The sequence below is a fragment of the Enterobacter sp. ku-bf2 genome, from assembly GCF_001742765.1.
GTDB lineage: Bacteria > Pseudomonadota > Gammaproteobacteria > Enterobacterales > Enterobacteriaceae > Enterobacter > Enterobacter quasiroggenkampii.
In genome coordinates this window covers 50,624-65,910 of sequence record NZ_MDVW01000001.1, presented here as the reverse complement: position 1 = coordinate 65,910, position 15,287 = coordinate 50,624, and the positions used below count along the sequence as shown (strand labels likewise).

Sequence of the window (15,287 nt, the reverse complement as noted above, 5' to 3'; positions counted from 1 at the left end):
AGGTCATGGCGCAAAACAGCGCGTTATCAACGCTGAAAGATCTGGCTGAAAAAGAAGTTGATGATGCCGCATTGCAGCTTGGCGCAATGCGACGCGGGTGCCAGCAGGCTGAAGAACAGTTGAAGATGTTAATCGACTATCAGCATGAATATCGCACCAACCTCAATACCGATATGACACAGGGCATTGGAAGCCAGCGCTGGATTAACTATCAGCAGTTTATCCAGACGCTGGAGAAGGCGATAGATCAGCATCGCCAGCAGCTTCACCAGTGGACCCAGAAAGTCGATACCGCGCTGAATTTCTGGCGCGAGAAGAAGCAGCGACTGCAGGCCTGGCAGACCTTACAGGACCGACAGATTGCGGCAACGACCCTGGCGGAAAACCGTCTGGATCAGAAAAAAATGGATGAGTTTGCCCAGCGCGCATCAATGAGGAAACCGGAATGATCACACTGCAACAACTGCTGATGAGCGACAGCGACCTGTCAGGCGGTACGCAGGCGGGGAAAGGCACCGACGGTGCACAGGACTTTCTCGCGCTGCTCGCGGGCGCCCTGTCGGACGCGACGGGCAAGGGCAAAGATGCGCCACTGACCCTGGCTGACCTGAAAGCCGCCGGCAGCAAGCTGTCCCACGTTGCTCAGGACGCCAAAGGGGGTACCACCCTGCAGGCCAAAATTGCCGACCTGCTCTCGCGCCAAACCGTGCTGAATGGCGACGAAACGGCGCCCGTCACCTCGCTTGATACGCTGGTTTCCGGACTGGTGCCGCTGTCTAAAGGTGACGCACTGAAGACGATCAATGCCGCGAACAGCAAAGATGACGGTAAAAGCGAGCTGAGCGAAGAGGAGCTGGCCGGATTGAGCGCCCTGATGGCGATGCTGCCGCACCAGCAAACTACCGCCTCTCGCGTAGCTGGCAGTGACGGCGTATCCGCCACCGCAACGCTGAGTACAGCAGCGCTTGCGCAAAACGGCGCGGGCCAACCGTCCCTGAACGCGCTTCCGGGAAGCCATGATAAAGCGCAGAGTGCTGCGCCTTATCAGAGCCAGGCGAAAAACAGCGACCCGGCCCTGTCGGGCAACGCGCCGGCGACGCCGGTCGTGGCCGCAACCGCAGAGAAGCAGGAGCTCGCCAGCGCCTCCTCTTCATCATCACCGACGGCTACCCTTGCACCAATTATGTCCAGCCATGCAACCAGTCAGACGGCCGCCACCGTTGCTCCCGCGCCGGTGTTAAGCCAGCCTCTGGGCACGCATGAATGGCAGCAGTCCCTGAGCCAGCACATCACCCTGTTCACCAAACAGGGCCAGCAGACGGCCGAGCTGCGTCTGCACCCGGAAGATCTGGGTCAGGTGCAAATTTCGCTTAAGCTGGATGATAACCAGGCGCAGTTGCAGATGGTCTCTGCGCACAGCCATGTCCGTGCGGCGCTGGAAGCCGCGCTGCCGGTACTGCGAACCTCGCTGGCAGAAAACGGCATTCAGCTTGCGCAGAGCAGCGTCAGCAGCGAGAGCTTTGCCGGGCAGCAGCAGTCCTCATCCCAGCAGCAGCACCAGGCTTCGCGTTCCGGCAACACCGGCGGTTTTAATGAAGAGAGCGATGAACTACTGCCCGTTCCTGCCGCCCTGCAATCCGCCGCGCGCGGTAACAGTGCCGTAGACATCTTCGCCTAAACGCCAGAGGTAGCGTGATTATCCCCGTCTTTTCCACGCTTTGACGACAGCAGGACACGGGATAATCACCTTATTAAGCTGTACCGAAACAGGAAGCTCGTATCAGATGACTGACTCCGCTATCACCAAAAAAAGTAAGCGTTCCATCTGGATCCCGCTGCTGGTGTTGATCACGCTCGCCGCCTGCGCTACCGCGGGCTATAGTTACTGGCGTATGCAGCAGGAACCTTCGACCGCTGCGGCCAAAGCCGAACCTGCACCGCCACCGGCGCCGGTATTTTTCCCTCTGGACACCTTCACCGTGAATCTCGGTGACGCGGATCGTGTGCTGTACGTCGGTATTACGCTGCGCCTGAAGGATGAAGCCACGCGCGCGCGTCTGAATGATTATCTTCCGGAGGTGCGTAGCCGCCTTCTGCTGCTGTTCTCTCGTCAGGACGCTTCGGCGCTGGCCACCGATGTGGGTAAGCAAAAGCTGGTCGACGCCATTAAACAAACGCTGGCGACCCCGCTGGTAAACGGCCAACCTAAGCAGGAAGTCACTGACGTTCTGTATACAGCCTTCATTCTGCGGTAACGACATGGGCGACAGTATTCTTTCTCAGGCAGAAATCGATGCGCTGCTCAACGGCGACAGCGATAAAAGTGATGATCCGCAACCGGGTATCGGCGGCGATAGCGATATTCGTCCCTATGACCCGAATACCCAGCGTCGCGTGGTACGTGAACGTCTGCAGGCGCTGGAGATCATTAACGAACGTTTTGCACGTCAGTTCCGTATGGGGCTGTTTAACCTGCTGCGTCGTAGCCCGGATATCACGGTCGGTGCGATCCGCATTCAGCCGTATCATGAGTTTGCCCGCAACCTGCCGGTGCCAACCAACCTTAACCTGATTCATCTGAAGCCGCTGCGCGGCACCGGTCTGGTGGTGTTTTCCCCAAGCCTGGTGTTCATTGCGGTGGATAACCTGTTCGGCGGCGACGGGCGTTTCCCGACCAAAGTAGAAGGTCGAGAATTCACCCACACCGAACAGCGCGTCATTAACCGCATGCTGAAGCTGGCGCTGGAGTCTTACAGCGACGCGTGGAAAGCGATTAACCCGCTGGAAGTGGAATACGTCCGTTCTGAGATGCAGGTGAAATTTACCAATATCACCACCTCCCCGAACGATATCGTCGTGAACACCCCGTTCCACGTGGAGATCGGTAACCTGACCGGCGAGTTCAACATCTGCCTGCCGTTCAGCATGATCGAACCGCTGCGCGAGCTGCTGGTTAACCCGCCGCTGGAGAACTCTCGCAACGAAGACCAGAACTGGCGTGAAAACCTGGTCCGCCAGGTCCAGCATTCGCAGCTTGAGCTGGTGGCGAGCTTCGCCGATATCCCGCTGCGGTTATCTCAGATCCTGAAATTACAACCCGGTGATGTTTTGCCGATAGAAAAACCCGACCGCATTATTGCCCATGTGGATGGTGTCCCCGTGCTGACAAGCCAGTACGGCACGATTAACGGTCAGTATGCGTTACGCGTTGAGCACTTGATCAACCCGATTTTGAATTCGCTGAATGAGGAACAGCCCAAATGAGTGACATGAACAATCCGTCCGATGAAAACAGCGGAGCACTGGACGATCTGTGGGCTGACGCGTTAAACGAGCAAAAAGCGACCCCGGCCAAAAGCGCAGCGGATGCCGTATTCCAGCAGCTCGGCGGCGGTGATGTCAGCGGCACGCTGCAGGACATCGACCTGATTATGGATATCCCGGTTAAGCTGACCGTTGAACTGGGACGCACCCGTATGACCATTAAAGAGCTGCTGCGCCTGACGCAGGGTTCCGTGGTGGCCCTTGACGGCCTGGCCGGTGAACCGCTGGATATTCTGATCAACGGCTATCTGATTGCTCAGGGTGAAGTGGTGGTGGTAGCCGATAAATACGGCGTACGTATCACCGACATCATTACCCCGTCTGAGCGTATGCGTCGTCTGAGCCGTTAAGCATGAAAACCCAGGCAACACTATCGCAACCTTCTGCCGTTCCCGGCTCACCTCTGCTCCAGGTGAGCGGGGCGTTGTTCGGTATTATTGCCTTTATTCTTATCGCCGCCTGGCTGGCGAAGCGCTTTGGCCTGGCGGGAAAAACCGCCGGCGCCCGCGGGCTGAAGGTCAGCGCCAGCACCACTCTGGGACCACGTGAACGCGTGGTCATCGTCGAGGTGGAGGATGCGCGTCTGGTTCTGGGCGTCACGGCGTCAAACATCAGCGTATTACATAAGCTGCCGCCCGCCCCTGCTGTGGTGGACGAGCGTGCAGAGGCCCCTGCGGATTTCCAGTCCGTGATGAAGAGTTTGCTTAAGCGTTCCGGGAGATCCTGATGCGCCGTTTGTTATCCCTGACGCTTGCGGGCGTTGGCCTGTTTGCTCCCGCGGTCTATGCGCAACTGCCCGGTCTGGTGTCAACCCCTCTCGCTGGCGGCGGCCAAAGCTGGTCGCTTCCGGTGCAGACGCTGGTGTTCATCACCTCGCTGACGTTTATTCCGGCTATCCTGCTGATGATGACCAGCTTCACCCGCATCATCATCGTTTTTGGTCTGCTGCGAAACGCGCTCGGCACCCCTTCCGCTCCGCCAAACCAGGTTCTGCTCGGACTGGCGCTGTTTTTGACCTTTTTCATTATGTCGCCGGTGATCGATAAGATTTACACCGACGCCTATCAGCCGTTCAGCGAAGATAAAATCTCTATGCAGGAAGCGCTGGATAAAGGCGCGCAGCCGCTGCGGGAATTTATGCTGCGCCAGACGCGCGAAGCGGATTTGGCCCTCTTTGCCCGCCTGTCCAACACCGGCGAGCTGCAAGGACCAGAAGCGGTACCCATGCGTATTCTGCTACCCGCCTATGTGACCAGCGAGCTGAAAACCGCGTTCCAGATCGGCTTTACCATCTTTATCCCGTTCCTGATTATCGACCTGGTGATCGCCAGCGTCCTGATGGCGCTCGGGATGATGATGGTGCCGCCCGCGACCATCGCCCTGCCCTTTAAGATCATGCTCTTTGTGCTGGTCGACGGCTGGCAGCTTTTGGTCAGCTCGCTGGCGCAGAGTTTCTACAGTTAAGGAACGGCAATGACACCCGAATCGGTCATGATGATGGGCACGGAGGCGATGAAAATCGCCATTGCCGTTGCCGCTCCGCTGCTGCTTGTCGCGCTGGTTACCGGTCTGATTATCAGTATTCTGCAGGCCGCCACGCAGATTAACGAAATGACGCTGTCGTTCATCCCGAAAATCATCGCCGTGTTCGTGGCGATTATCGTGGCCGGACCGTGGATGCTGAACCTGCTGCTGGACTATATGCGCAACCTGTTTACCAATCTGCCGTACATCATCGGCTGACCTGACGATGCTGCATTTCACCAGCGACCAGTGGGTTCAGTGGCTCGGCGTCTACTTCTGGCCGATGCTGCGCATCATGGCGCTGATCTCCACCGCCCCCATTCTCAGCGAGAAATCGATACCCAAGCGTGTCAAAGTGGGGCTGGGGATTATCATCTCCATTATCGTCGCACCGTCTCTCCCTCCCGTGGATATTCCGATCTTCTCGGCGAATGCGGTGTGGGTCGCCCTGCAGCAGGTGATGATTGGCGTTGCCGTCGGCTTTACCATGCAACTCGCTTTTGCCGCCGTGCGTACCGCGGGGGAACTGATTGGCCTACAGATGGGGTTATCGTTCGCCACGTTTGTCGATCCCGGCAGTCATCTCAACATGCCCGTGCTGGCGCGCATTATCGATCTGCTCGCCATGCTGCTGTTCCTGTCGTTCAACGGCCATCTGTGGCTTATCTCCATGCTGGTGGACACGTTCCATACGCTGCCGATTGGCGAAAACCCGGTGAACAGCAACGCTTTCCTGGCGCTCACCCGCGCCGCGGGGCTGATCTTCCTGAACGGGCTGATGCTGGCGCTGCCGATCATCACCCTGCTGCTGACCGTCAACCTGGCATTAGGTTTACTGAACCGAATGGCGCCGCAGCTTTCGGTGTTTGTCATTGGTTTTCCGTTGACGCTGACGGTCGGAATTTTATTAATGTCATTACTGATGCCACTTATCGCTCCCTTCTGTGAACATTTATTCGGCGAGATATTCAACCTGTTAGCGGATATTGTCAGCGAACTGCCTCGTAAATAATAGACCTCACTGTTGCTACTGTCTTTCTGAGGATATTCCTAAAATAAAACGCGAAAAACATCTTCCAGGATATATCTGACGCGGTTTAATTGTTTCTAACCACCTCACAATACTTAATATTTACTTTACTTTAAGAAGATTCCTGGCAAATTATACGTAACTTTACGGGATAGTGAGTCCGCCTGAAAGTCTTTGTCATGCTCACAGGTTTATTATTTTTTTCCATCCCGTATGGCTGTTTTGAGCTCTCAGGCAGATGGTGAATTATCGTTACGCATTGAGTGAGGGTATGCCATGTCAACGATCATTATGGATTTATGCAGCTACACCCGGCTAGGGTTAACCGGGTACCTGGCAAGCAGAGGGGTAAGAAAGAGAGACATCAACGATGCACACACCGTTGACGAACTCGCAGCCGCTTGTGACGAACTAAAACCAGGCGTGGTGTTTATTAATGAGGACTGTTTCATTCACGATCCAGCCAACAGTCAGCACATTAAGCAAATCATTAATCAGCATCCAAAAACCCTGTTTATTGTTTTTATGGCGATCGCGAATATCCATTTCGATGAGTATTTGTTGGTCCGTAAAAATTTATTGATCAGTTCTAAATCGATTAAACCCGAGTCGCTGGATGACATTTTGGGTGATTATTTGAATAAAGAAGTTAAAAATGTAGGAGCGGTTAACTTACCCACCCTATCATTAAGCAGGACTGAATCAAGTATGCTGCGAATGTGGATGGCGGGACAAGGAACTATTCAGATCTCCGACCAGATGAATATTAAAGCGAAAACCGTTTCATCACACAAAGGAAATATTAAACGGAAAATTAAAACGCATAATAAGCAAGTGATCTACCACGTGGTACGCCTGACCGATAATGTGACGAACGGGATTTTCGTCAACATGCGTTAGTCGCTTAAGACCCTGTGCACCCTACCTTTGATCTCTGGCCTGGCCAGAGATTTTTGCTTCTGCATAGGGTGTCGGGCACGCGATGTGCTACCCGACGCCATGTTAGTCTGCTTTCTCAACAAAAATACCGTCCGGATGCCCCAGTTCGTTAAAAAACCAAATGCCGAGCGGGTAGTCTTCCAGTGATACCAGGTACATTGTCCCTTCGCTAAACTCTTCAATTGCCAGCACCACACCCGGGCGGCGCGGCCCACCGTCCGTTTTAACGGTTACCCGATCGTTGACCTTCATACATTCCTCCTCTGGTTTTGAGCCAGTGTAGAACAAAACGCAAAATCGCACATCGCCGCCCGGTGTGAATGGCGTTTTTATCTACAGTCTATACTTAGCGATGGACCCGGCTGAATGAGGAACCCCGCAATGAAGACCGATAAAGAGTACAGCGACACCATCAAGCGAGAAGTCGAGGTGGATGTCGATGCCCTGCTGGCCGCCATCAATGAGATTAGCGAGTCAGAAGTCCGCAGGACGGACGACAATTCGGACCGCGTCATTGTTAACGGAAGGGATTATCACACCTATCGTGAGCTGGCGGAGGCCTTCGAGCTCGATATTCACGACTTTAGCGTGTCGGAAGCCAATCGTTAGGACGAAAAAAATCCCGGTCATGGGGATGACCGGGATCAAAACTTGCTTATGCAAGAAGCACTTGAAAATTCGTTACACCAGGAAATCTGATGTACAAGCCACACTATCCCCAACGAATTTGTCTGACAAGCATATATTCTTATGATGAATATAATATTTTTAACATAATGCTTTTCGTTATGAGCAATAACTTACGCTGAATGCGGGTTTGCCAGGGATTGTTCCCATTTCATCTGTTAACACTTCGGTTATTTTTTAGGAATTTTCTTAGAACGAAACGCAACCGTCATCGGGAGTCACTATGCCTTCACTGCGGGATACCTTGCTGATTTTTTCTGACCTGGATGGCGCGTTGCTGGATATTCATACCTACGACTGGCAACCCGCAATGCCCTGGCTGGACAGGCTACAGGATAACCAGATTCCGATTATTCTCTGCAGCAGCAAAACCGCGGCAGAGATGCTGGATATTCAACAGGATCTGGGGCTGGAAGGCCTGCCGTTTATTGCCGAGAACGGCGCGGTCATTCAGCCTGACGTGCGCTGGGACAAGGTCCAGCGTCAGATCCGGGGGATGACGCACCGGGATATTCGCCCGCGAATCGAGCAGATTCGTCTGCAGACGGGCTTTAAATTCACCACCTTTGACGATGTGGATGAGTACATTATCAGCGAGTGGACCGGACTGACGCGCTACCGTTCGACGCTTGCCCGCAAGCATGAAGCCTCCGTCACGCTCATCTGGCGCGATACCGACGAGAAATTGGTCCAGTTTGAAGAGCAGCTGGCGCACATCGGCCTGAAGTGTCTGCAGGGGGCGCGCTTCTGGCATATTCTCGACGCCCGCTGCGGTAAAGACGTGGCGGTTAGCTGGCTGATTGAACAGTATCGCGAGCAGGACGAGATCGAGCCCACCACGCTGGGGCTCGGCGATGGCCCTAACGATGCGCCGCTGCTCGACAGCATGGACTTCGCGGTGGTCATCAAGGGGATTAACCGCCAGGGCATCACGCTACGGGACGATAACCCTGAGCGGGTCTATCACACCCAACAGACCGGCCCGGCAGGCTGGCAGGAGGGGCTGGATCACTTCCTGTCCTGATCCCGCCACACGACCCGGTTACGCCCGCTCTGCTTAGCCTGATAGAGTCTGACGTCCGCCACGGACTGCAGCTGTTCAAAATCATAGTTGCCCGTTTCATCCGCGCTGCTGACGCCCAGCGACGCGCTGATGCGCAGGGTGGTGCTCTTCTTCACCAGGATCTCCTTACTGGTGATTCGGTAACGAATGCGGTCAGCGACGCCTCTCGCCTCCTCCAGACCAATGCCGGGAAGGACCACACAAAACTCTTCTCCGCCGACGCGCCCGGCCACATCATTCTTGCGTAACGCGCTGGCAATCACGCCTGCCGTATGGGAAAGCACCTTATCACCGGCCTGATGGCCGAAACGGTCGTTAATGCTTTTAAAATGGTCGAGATCGATCTGAATCACCGAGAACGGCAGCGCCTGCTGGCGGCAGGTTTCCGCCAGCAATTTTGCGCGGTCGAACAGCGCGCCGCGATTATTGAGCCGTGTCAGCGGATCGTGCCAGGCCTGCCACTGGAGGGAGTGCTGAAGCGTGTACATGTTACTCACCATCCGACGGATCACCAGCCACGAGATCAACAGCATGGCGGTAAAGAGCGCCCACAGCAGCGCCAGCACGATACTGATACTGCCGAAATCATCCTGCACCCCTTCATGCAGGGTGTGGATCCGCAGGACGACGCCATCGAAGTGATCGAGCCGCTCCCAGGTGATAAACCGGCTCCCGAGTCGGATCCCGCCGCCGGTATCATGCTCAATCGCCTGGGCAATCTGCGCCGTTTCGCGTTCGTCAAAATGGTTAACCAGGGTTCCCGCGTGGGCAGAGGTGGCTATCATATTAAGCCGGGTATCGTACAGCTGATACTCCCCCTCCGTCCGGTCTTCCGTCGCGTCGGTCAGCAGACGCTGCATCGTGTCTAAGGTAAAGTCCATCGCCACGACGCCGTACCAGTAGTGATCGAAATAGATGGGGACGCTGGCGGTGATCGTTCGTTCATCCCCGGTCCAGGATGAAGGGGTAGAGATAAACCAGCGCACGGCGCGCGCGCGATTGTTACGTTCTGACTGCTGGGTAAACCAGGACTGCGTGACCAGATGATAATAGCGGGCGGTAATATCGCCCGCCCGATCCGGCGTATCCGTGGAAAGGAAAAAACCGGCGCGAGAGACGTAGATCACCCGCGCTTCTGTTTGCGCTCTCGATGACGCCAGCCTGAGCAGATACCCTACTTCGAGTGCGGCAGAAATTTCATGGCTGATGCGCTCAGCGTCCCGGTTAAGAAGGGTGGTTTTATCCACGAATGCATCCGAGACCCCGTTAAGGGGAAGCGTGCGCTTTTTATCAACGGCAAGCTGCCAGGTGGGGAGCATGCGGACGGTATTAAAGCGTGACACCGCATCCTGTAAGACATCAAAGGCCAGCGGCGTCTCGATTGCATCATGCATGCCCTGGCGGAACAACAGCATCCTGTCGACGCTGTTCTGTAACTGCCTGTCCAGCGAACTGGCCACCGTATCCAGATGGTTGCGCTGGCTGGAGATGTACGCCTCTTCCAGCACTACCACCTCACGCCAGGTCAGGAGCGTGGAAAACACCAGAACGATCAGAAAACAGAGATTAACAATCCGCCCCGGATTGCTACGCTTATGCAGCCATTGCAAAAAAGTTTGTCTTACAACAAAGGTATCGCGCTGCACACACACTCCCTGATTACTGCTCTTTACCCGAAACCTGAGATAAAAACGCCCGGCAAAGCCGGGCGTTATGTGATTAAGCCTTGTCCCGCTGGTGCTGCCCGTCACCCGGCTGAAGCTCATCTTCACGGAATGCTTCCCGCTTGATGCTATAGCCATCGTGCCACCGACATTCCACCATTCCACTGGAATACCCGGTGACGATCATACGTGGGCCGCCCTTCTTAGGCTTAACTTCATCACTGACCAAAAAGACCATACCTGCCTCCTGTATCAGGGTGAAACTGTTTCAATTTAGACGAGGAATGGTCTTTTTGCATCCTGCCGCGGGTAACAATTAGTGCGACGTGCCGCGAATTTTCTCAACCAGCTTCACCGCCGCAACGACGATAGCGCCAATGATAAAGCCCAGCACCAGATTCAGCAGCGTAGGCAGAATCGCCGCGATAACGGCCCCCTGCGTGGAGGAGAAATGTTCGATGGCATGGTGCAGCGGCGCAATGCCGTGAACCACAATTCCGCCGCCCACGAGGAACATCGCCAGCGTGCCCACCACCGACAGACTCTTCATCAGCCACGGGGCCAGCACCAGCAGGCTTTTGCCGATGCCTCTTGCTACCGCGCTCGATTTTTCCTCCAGCCAGTAGCCAATATCATCCAGCTTGACGATCAGCCCCACCAGACCGTACACGCCCACGGTGACCAGAATCGCGATGCCGGAGAGGATCAGCACCTGATTCAGGAGCGGCGCGTCAGAGACAATGCCCAGCGTAATCGCGACGATTTCCGCAGACAGGATAAAGTCGGTCCGAATAGCGCCTTTGACCTTATCGCGCTCGAAGGTTTTCGGATCCTGCGCGGCCAGCGCTTCAAGACGCTGCTGGCGCACCTCCGGCGTATCGCTCTGCTTGCGCGAGCTAAAGGAGTGCAGCACCTTCTCCACGCCCTCGAAGCAGAGAAATGCCCCGCCAATCATCAGTAACGGCGTGATGGCCCAGGGAATAAACGCGCTGATCAGCAGCGCCAGCGGCACCAGAATCACCTTGTTCAGGAAGGAGCCTTTCGCCACGCCCCACACCACCGGCAGTTCACGGTTTGCCCTCACCCCACTCACCTGCTGGGCGTTAAGCGATAAATCATCGCCCAGCACGCCTGCGGTTTTCTTCGCCGCCAGTTTACCCATCACTGAAATGTCGTCCAGTAAGGTGGCAATATCATCCAGCAATGTTAATAAGCTACTTCCTGCCAAAATCTTAATCCTTCATTTTTTGGTAATTAAGTGAATAGTATGGAGCAAAAGCGCCAACCCGGAAACAGGCACCTTACGTCAACAAAAAATTCACATCTGCCACACAATTAAAGGGCTCGCCAGCGAGATAGTTTTCGCGTTTACTATCAGCGAACTTTTTATTTCGTCGTGAGGGATTATGCGTTTCCGGCAATTGCTACCGCTCATCGGGGCACTCTTTTCGCTGTACATCATCTGGGGGTCAACCTACTTTGTCATTCGCATCGGCGTGGAGAGCTGGCCGCCGCTGATGATGGCGGGGATTCGCTTCCTCTCGGCGGGCATCCTGCTGCTGGCCTTCCTGCTCCTGCGCGGGCATAAGCTTCCCCCGCTACGCCCGATGCTGAATGCCGCCCTGATCGGCCTGCTGCTGCTGGCGGTGGGTAACGGGTTTGTGACGATTGCCGAGCACCAGAACGTCCCGTCCGGGATCGCCGCCGTGGTCGTTGCCACCGTACCGCTGTTTACCCTCTGCTTCAGCCGCCTTTTCGGCATCCGCACCCGCAAGCTGGAATGGCTGGGGATTGGGATTGGCCTGGCCGGCATTGTTCTGCTCAACAGTGGCGGCAACCTGAGCGGGAATCCGTGGGGCGCGGTGATTATCCTGATTGGCTCGATGAGCTGGGCGTTGGGTTCCGTCTACGGGTCGCGTATCGAACTGCCGACCGGCATGATGGCCGGTGCGATTGAGATGCTCGCCGCGGGGATTGTCCTGCTGCTGGCTTCCGCGCTGACGGGAGAAACGCTGACGACCCTGCCGCCGCTGTCGGGCTTTCTGGCGGTTGGCTACCTGGCGCTGTTTGGCTCTATCATCGCCATTAACGCCTATATGTTCCTGATCCGCAATGTCTCTCCGGCTGTCGCCACCAGCTACGCCTACGTCAACCCGGTCGTGGCCGTACTGCTCGGAACAGGACTGGGGGGAGAAACGCTCTCACCTGTGGAATGGATTGCTCTTGGCATCATCGTGTTTGCCGTCGTGCTGGTCACGCTGGGCAAATATCTGCTGCCGGCAAAACCGGTGGTCACGCCTTGCGAGGTGGAGAAACCGTAAGCAGGTGAATGCCCTGCGTGTCGATCTGCGCGGTCTGGCCGCCGCCGCAGATCCACTCTTCCAGCCGTTCGCTCAGATCGGCATCGTTCAGCTTTAATCTGCCTCTCAGCGCACACTCCCAGACGATCAGCACCCGCCAGCCCTGCGCCATCAGCGTGGCCAGATCCCGCCTGTCGCGCTCGACGTTCTTGCCAATCTTATCCAGCCAGAAATCGGTGCGCGTCGCCGGGACTTTAAACAGGTAGCAGTCGTGATGGTGCCAGAAACAGCCGTGGGTAAAGATGATGCACTGCCAGGCGTCGATGACGAAATCCGGGCGCCCCGCCAGGGTGGGATCCTGCACGCGGAAGTCAAACCCCGCCTGCGTCAGCAGCGCGGCCAGGCGCTTTTCAATGGCGGTGTCACGCGTGCCGATGGCACGCATGTTTTTACTGCGCGTGGCCTTATCGTGAACATCCGTCATTGACGGCCTCGCCCTGACGAAGTGCCACCGCCTGTCGGATGCGCGAGGCCAGCAGCTTTGCGACAGCCGCGAACGCGGGAACCACCACCGAGTTACCAAACTGACGGTACGCCTGGGTGTCCGACACCGGAATGCGGAAGCGATAACCCTGCGGCGTTTCAAAGCCCATCAGCCGGGCGCATTCCCGCGGCGTTAAGCGCCGTGGGCGATGGCGCTGGTTGTGCGGATCGTCGAAATCTTTTTCACCCAGCGCCTTGTCCCAGCCTCTGTCGATCAGGATTTCCGCGCCGTCTTTATAGTAGCGAGCAGACAGCGTACGGGTGACGCTGTGCGGATCGTTCGGGTTGACCATCCCAAAGCCGAAGCCGTTGCCTTTCGCCTGGTGCTTTTTGGCATAGCGGTAGAGGTATTTCCACAGCACCGGGGTCAGGATAAATTTCGCGTCGACGACGGGTTCCAGCAGATCGGCCACGGTGGGGCGGCGCTCGGGATACAGAGAAGGAATATCCCGCAGGGTGAAATCCCCTTTCAGATTGAGATCGCGGCGGAAGCCCACCAGCACGATACGTTCGCGATGCTGGGGCAGGAAATGTTTCCCATCAATAATTTTAGGATCGTCCGCGCCCATGACCTCTGAATCGGCCACGTCATAACCCAGCTCATCCAGCGTTTGCATGATAATGCGGAAGGTTTTCCCGCCGTCGTGGCTTTTTAAGTTTTTGACGTTTTCCAGTACGAAAATGGCCGGACGACGGGCGTCAATAATACGCGCCACGTCAAAAAACAACGTTCCCTGCGTATCGCAGGCAAAACCGTGGGCGCGTCCAAGGGCATTCTTTTTGGAGACGCCGGCCAGCGAGAAAGGCTGACACGGGAAGCCTGCCAGCAGCACGTCATGCGCCGGGATCGTCTGACGAATGTGCTCGGCGGCCTGTTCATCGCTCACGCCGCTTTTATGGCTCAGGGTCACATCGCGGATATCCGCGTTGAAATGATGCTCGTGCGGATCGCAGTACCAGTTTGCCTTGTAGGTACGCACGGCGTGCTTGTTCCACTCGCTGGTAAACACGCACTGTCCACCGATGGCTTCAAAACCGTGACGAATGCCGCCGATACCGGCAAACAGATCGATAAACCGGAAGGCATAGTTCGGGTGCGCGGCAGAAGGACGCGGAAGCAGATTTTGCAGATAACGAAACTCGCCTTCACTCAGGCGTCGCCCTGCTCGCTCGCTGGTCAGCAGACGTTTAAGGATCGCCGGGCTCCAGTGGCTCTCGCCGTGCGCCACCAGCAGGCTGGCCAGCGTTTTAGCATCATAGATATCCAACAGCTGGCGCAGTAAGGCCTGCACCGTTGCCGTTGATTTCTCAGCCTGCGCGGGCGCGGGCTCTGTCACTGATCGATTTTCCTGCATTCTTTTAACCGGAGAGTAAAGACTGGGAACAGATTACCACAGTTCAGTTGCGCAAACTGCGACGGAAGCGGCTCAGCACCTGGCTATCCAGCCCGAGGCAGTCGCCGCTTAATTCGGCGCTGAGTTTCGCCATAAACTGGATCAGGAAATCGGCATTGTGACGTGCCAGTTCGCGGCCCATGTCCGTTTGCATTGTATCAGGCAAACGCAGCAGCTTGGTCTGAAAATGGTCGAGGGCAAACGCGCGGTCGTCGAGGGAACGCGCATCCGCAAAGGGATCGTCCGCGTCAAATAGCGGCACGCCCAGTGCGCCCGAGACGGCAAAAACGCGCGCCAGGCCGATAGCGCCTAACGCTTCCAGCCGGTCAGCGTCCTGCACAATTTTGGCTTCTATACTTTGCGGCGCAATGCCGGCGCTGAAGCTGTGCGCCTCAATCGCGTGCGCGACGGCGGCAATATGCTCGGGCGGAAAGTCCGGGAAGTCGCGGCGCAGTATCTCGCTCGTCTTGCGAGCAGCGAGCCGTGACGACTGGCTGCGTTCAGGATGGTTCTTCGGGAGGCTGACAATATCGTGAAAATAGCAGGCGGCCAGAATCACCCGCGGCTCGGCCGCGTGGTGAACCATGATTTTTTGCGCCGTCATCCACACCCGACGAAAATGAGAAATATCATGTGCGGTATCGTCGTTCTGGTGATTTTCCTTGAGCCAGCGCTCAAAGCCATGCTGCCACCGGGCCACTTCCATCATCATGTCCTGTTGTTTAAAAGAAGATGAATTATAACATAGCCAAATTAAATAAATTTAAAAATAGCGCTGAGAAATATTTAATAATAATTACTCCTTATAAATCCACCCCA

The 15,287-nt window shown here is 56.0% G+C and carries 19 protein-coding genes and 1 pseudogene; 13 read left to right on the top strand and 7 right to left on the bottom strand.

Going from position 1 to position 15,287, the window contains the following annotated elements; genetic code table 11:
* The first annotated feature begins 5 nt into the window (after positions 1 to 5).
* From fliJ to rcsA, 10 genes and pseudogenes are all read left to right on the top strand, one after another.
* Positions 6 to 449 (top strand): flagellar export protein FliJ, encoded by a 444-nt coding sequence (gene fliJ / locus BFG58_RS00285; RefSeq protein ID WP_021241386.1) that lies wholly within the window; start codon positions 6 to 8, stop codon positions 447 to 449.
* A complete protein-coding gene (fliK, locus tag BFG58_RS00280; protein ID WP_069718961.1) occupies positions 446 to 1,678 on the top strand; it encodes a flagellar hook length control protein FliK in 1,233 nt (410 codons plus the stop codon). Before fliJ ends, fliK begins: the two co-directional genes overlap by 4 nt.
* A 106-nt stretch (positions 1,679 to 1,784) precedes the next feature.
* Positions 1,785 to 2,255: a flagellar basal body-associated protein FliL gene (fliL, locus tag BFG58_RS00275; protein ID WP_021241388.1), complete on the top strand. Its 471-nt coding sequence runs from the start codon at positions 1,785 to 1,787 to the stop codon at positions 2,253 to 2,255.
* A gap of 4 nt (positions 2,256 to 2,259) precedes the next feature.
* Positions 2,260 to 3,264: a flagellar motor switch protein FliM gene (gene fliM, locus BFG58_RS00270; RefSeq protein WP_008500320.1), complete on the top strand. Its 1,005-nt coding sequence runs from the start codon at positions 2,260 to 2,262 to the stop codon at positions 3,262 to 3,264.
* The gene (gene fliN / locus BFG58_RS00265; protein WP_008500318.1) at positions 3,261 to 3,674 is read left to right on the top strand and encodes a flagellar motor switch protein FliN; all 414 of its coding nucleotides are present in this window, start codon (positions 3,261 to 3,263) and stop codon (positions 3,672 to 3,674) included. The genes fliM and fliN overlap by 4 nt, the downstream gene beginning before the upstream one ends.
* A 2-nt stretch (positions 3,675 to 3,676) precedes the next feature.
* Positions 3,677 to 4,051 (top strand): flagellar biosynthetic protein FliO, encoded by a 375-nt coding sequence (fliO, locus tag BFG58_RS00260; protein ID WP_048223877.1) that lies wholly within the window; start codon positions 3,677 to 3,679, stop codon positions 4,049 to 4,051.
* Positions 4,051 to 4,788 (top strand): flagellar type III secretion system pore protein FliP, encoded by a 738-nt coding sequence (fliP, locus tag BFG58_RS00255; RefSeq protein WP_008500316.1) that lies wholly within the window; start codon positions 4,051 to 4,053, stop codon positions 4,786 to 4,788. Before fliO ends, fliP begins: the two co-directional genes overlap by 1 nt.
* A gap of 9 nt (positions 4,789 to 4,797) precedes the next feature.
* Positions 4,798 to 5,067: a flagellar biosynthesis protein FliQ gene (fliQ, locus tag BFG58_RS00250; protein ID WP_008500315.1), complete on the top strand. Its 270-nt coding sequence runs from the start codon at positions 4,798 to 4,800 to the stop codon at positions 5,065 to 5,067.
* Positions 5,068 to 5,074: 7 nt separating this feature from the next.
* Positions 5,075 to 5,867: pseudogene (gene fliR / locus BFG58_RS00245) on the top strand (flagellar biosynthetic protein FliR); the annotation flags it as partial.
* A 287-nt stretch (positions 5,868 to 6,154) separates the two neighbouring features.
* Positions 6,155 to 6,778: a transcriptional regulator RcsA gene (gene rcsA, locus BFG58_RS00240; RefSeq protein WP_008500313.1), complete on the top strand. Its 624-nt coding sequence runs from the start codon at positions 6,155 to 6,157 to the stop codon at positions 6,776 to 6,778.
* 102 nt (positions 6,779 to 6,880) lie between these two features.
* Here the strand turns inward: rcsA and dsrB are convergent, their stop codons facing one another.
* Positions 6,881 to 7,069, bottom strand: coding sequence for a protein DsrB (gene dsrB, locus BFG58_RS00235; RefSeq protein ID WP_008500312.1), 189 nt, complete (start codon positions 7,067 to 7,069; stop codon positions 6,881 to 6,883).
* Between the two features lie 129 nt (positions 7,070 to 7,198).
* Between dsrB and yodD the strand changes: the two genes are divergently transcribed.
* Positions 7,199 to 7,426, top strand: coding sequence for a YodD family peroxide/acid resistance protein (yodD, locus tag BFG58_RS00230; protein WP_013097742.1), 228 nt, complete (start codon positions 7,199 to 7,201; stop codon positions 7,424 to 7,426).
* Positions 7,427 to 7,727: 301 nt separating this feature from the next.
* On the top strand, positions 7,728 to 8,528 hold the full coding sequence (locus BFG58_RS00225; RefSeq protein ID WP_069718960.1) for a mannosyl-3-phosphoglycerate phosphatase-related protein: 801 nt from the start codon (positions 7,728 to 7,730) through the stop codon (positions 8,526 to 8,528).
* Here the strand turns inward: BFG58_RS00225 and dgcQ are convergent.
* The 3 genes from dgcQ to BFG58_RS00210 form a co-directional block, all read right to left on the bottom strand.
* A complete protein-coding gene (gene dgcQ, locus BFG58_RS00220) occupies positions 8,513 to 10,213 on the bottom strand; it encodes a cellulose biosynthesis regulator diguanylate cyclase DgcQ (RefSeq protein ID WP_069718959.1) in 1,701 nt (566 codons plus the stop codon). The two genes, BFG58_RS00225 and dgcQ, sit on opposite strands and share 16 nt — an antisense overlap.
* 73 nt (positions 10,214 to 10,286) lie before the next feature.
* Positions 10,287 to 10,469: a YodC family protein gene (locus BFG58_RS00215; protein ID WP_023618677.1), complete on the bottom strand. Its 183-nt coding sequence runs from the start codon at positions 10,467 to 10,469 to the stop codon at positions 10,287 to 10,289.
* A 78-nt stretch (positions 10,470 to 10,547) separates the two neighbouring features.
* Positions 10,548 to 11,459, bottom strand: coding sequence for a DUF808 domain-containing protein (locus BFG58_RS00210; RefSeq protein ID WP_045908157.1), 912 nt, complete (start codon positions 11,457 to 11,459; stop codon positions 10,548 to 10,550).
* Between the two features lie 178 nt (positions 11,460 to 11,637).
* On the opposite strand from BFG58_RS00210, the gene yedA reads away from it, so the two are divergent.
* A complete protein-coding gene (yedA, locus tag BFG58_RS00205) occupies positions 11,638 to 12,552 on the top strand; it encodes a drug/metabolite exporter YedA (protein ID WP_045908156.1) in 915 nt (304 codons plus the stop codon).
* Here yedA and BFG58_RS00200 read toward each other — a convergent pair.
* The 3 genes from BFG58_RS00200 to BFG58_RS00190 form a co-directional block, all read right to left on the bottom strand.
* Complete coding sequence (locus tag BFG58_RS00200) at positions 12,524 to 13,015, bottom strand: very short patch repair endonuclease (protein WP_048029388.1); 492 nt, start codon at positions 13,013 to 13,015, stop codon at positions 12,524 to 12,526. The two genes, yedA and BFG58_RS00200, sit on opposite strands and share 29 nt — an antisense overlap.
* Positions 12,996 to 14,411, bottom strand: coding sequence for a DNA cytosine methyltransferase (locus BFG58_RS00195; RefSeq protein WP_069718958.1), 1,416 nt, complete (start codon positions 14,409 to 14,411; stop codon positions 12,996 to 12,998). The genes BFG58_RS00200 and BFG58_RS00195 overlap by 20 nt, the downstream gene beginning before the upstream one ends.
* Before the next feature lie 61 nt (positions 14,412 to 14,472).
* A complete protein-coding gene (locus BFG58_RS00190) occupies positions 14,473 to 15,174 on the bottom strand; it encodes a phosphohydrolase (RefSeq protein ID WP_069718957.1) in 702 nt (233 codons plus the stop codon).
* Positions 15,175 to 15,287: the final 113 nt, after the last annotated feature.

Bases quoted from the DNA above. Each gene is read 5' to 3' on its own strand.
- fliJ (WP_021241386.1), top strand. From the start codon at position 6: ATGGCGCAAAACAGCGCGTTATCAACGCTGAAAGATCTGGCTGAAAAA.
- fliK (WP_069718961.1), top strand. From the start codon at position 446: ATGATCACACTGCAACAACTGCTGATGAGCGACAGCGACCTGTCAGGC.
- fliL (WP_021241388.1), top strand. From the start codon at position 1,785: ATGACTGACTCCGCTATCACCAAAAAAAGTAAGCGTTCCATCTGGATC.
- fliM (WP_008500320.1), top strand. From the start codon at position 2,260: ATGGGCGACAGTATTCTTTCTCAGGCAGAAATCGATGCGCTGCTCAAC.
- fliN (WP_008500318.1), top strand. From the start codon at position 3,261: ATGAGTGACATGAACAATCCGTCCGATGAAAACAGCGGAGCACTGGAC.
- fliO (WP_048223877.1), top strand. From the start codon at position 3,677: ATGAAAACCCAGGCAACACTATCGCAACCTTCTGCCGTTCCCGGCTCA.
- fliP (WP_008500316.1), top strand. From the start codon at position 4,051: ATGCGCCGTTTGTTATCCCTGACGCTTGCGGGCGTTGGCCTGTTTGCT.
- fliQ (WP_008500315.1), top strand. From the start codon at position 4,798: ATGACACCCGAATCGGTCATGATGATGGGCACGGAGGCGATGAAAATC.
- rcsA (WP_008500313.1), top strand. From the start codon at position 6,155: ATGTCAACGATCATTATGGATTTATGCAGCTACACCCGGCTAGGGTTA.
- dsrB (WP_008500312.1), bottom strand. From the start codon at position 7,069: ATGAAGGTCAACGATCGGGTAACCGTTAAAACGGACGGTGGGCCGCGC.
- yodD (WP_013097742.1), top strand. From the start codon at position 7,199: ATGAAGACCGATAAAGAGTACAGCGACACCATCAAGCGAGAAGTCGAG.
- BFG58_RS00225 (WP_069718960.1), top strand. From the start codon at position 7,728: ATGCCTTCACTGCGGGATACCTTGCTGATTTTTTCTGACCTGGATGGC.
- BFG58_RS00215 (WP_023618677.1), bottom strand. From the start codon at position 10,469: ATGGTCTTTTTGGTCAGTGATGAAGTTAAGCCTAAGAAGGGCGGCCCA.
- yedA (WP_045908156.1), top strand. From the start codon at position 11,638: ATGCGTTTCCGGCAATTGCTACCGCTCATCGGGGCACTCTTTTCGCTG.
- BFG58_RS00200 (WP_048029388.1), bottom strand. From the start codon at position 13,015: ATGACGGATGTTCACGATAAGGCCACGCGCAGTAAAAACATGCGTGCC.
- BFG58_RS00190 (WP_069718957.1), bottom strand. From the start codon at position 15,174: ATGGAAGTGGCCCGGTGGCAGCATGGCTTTGAGCGCTGGCTCAAGGAA.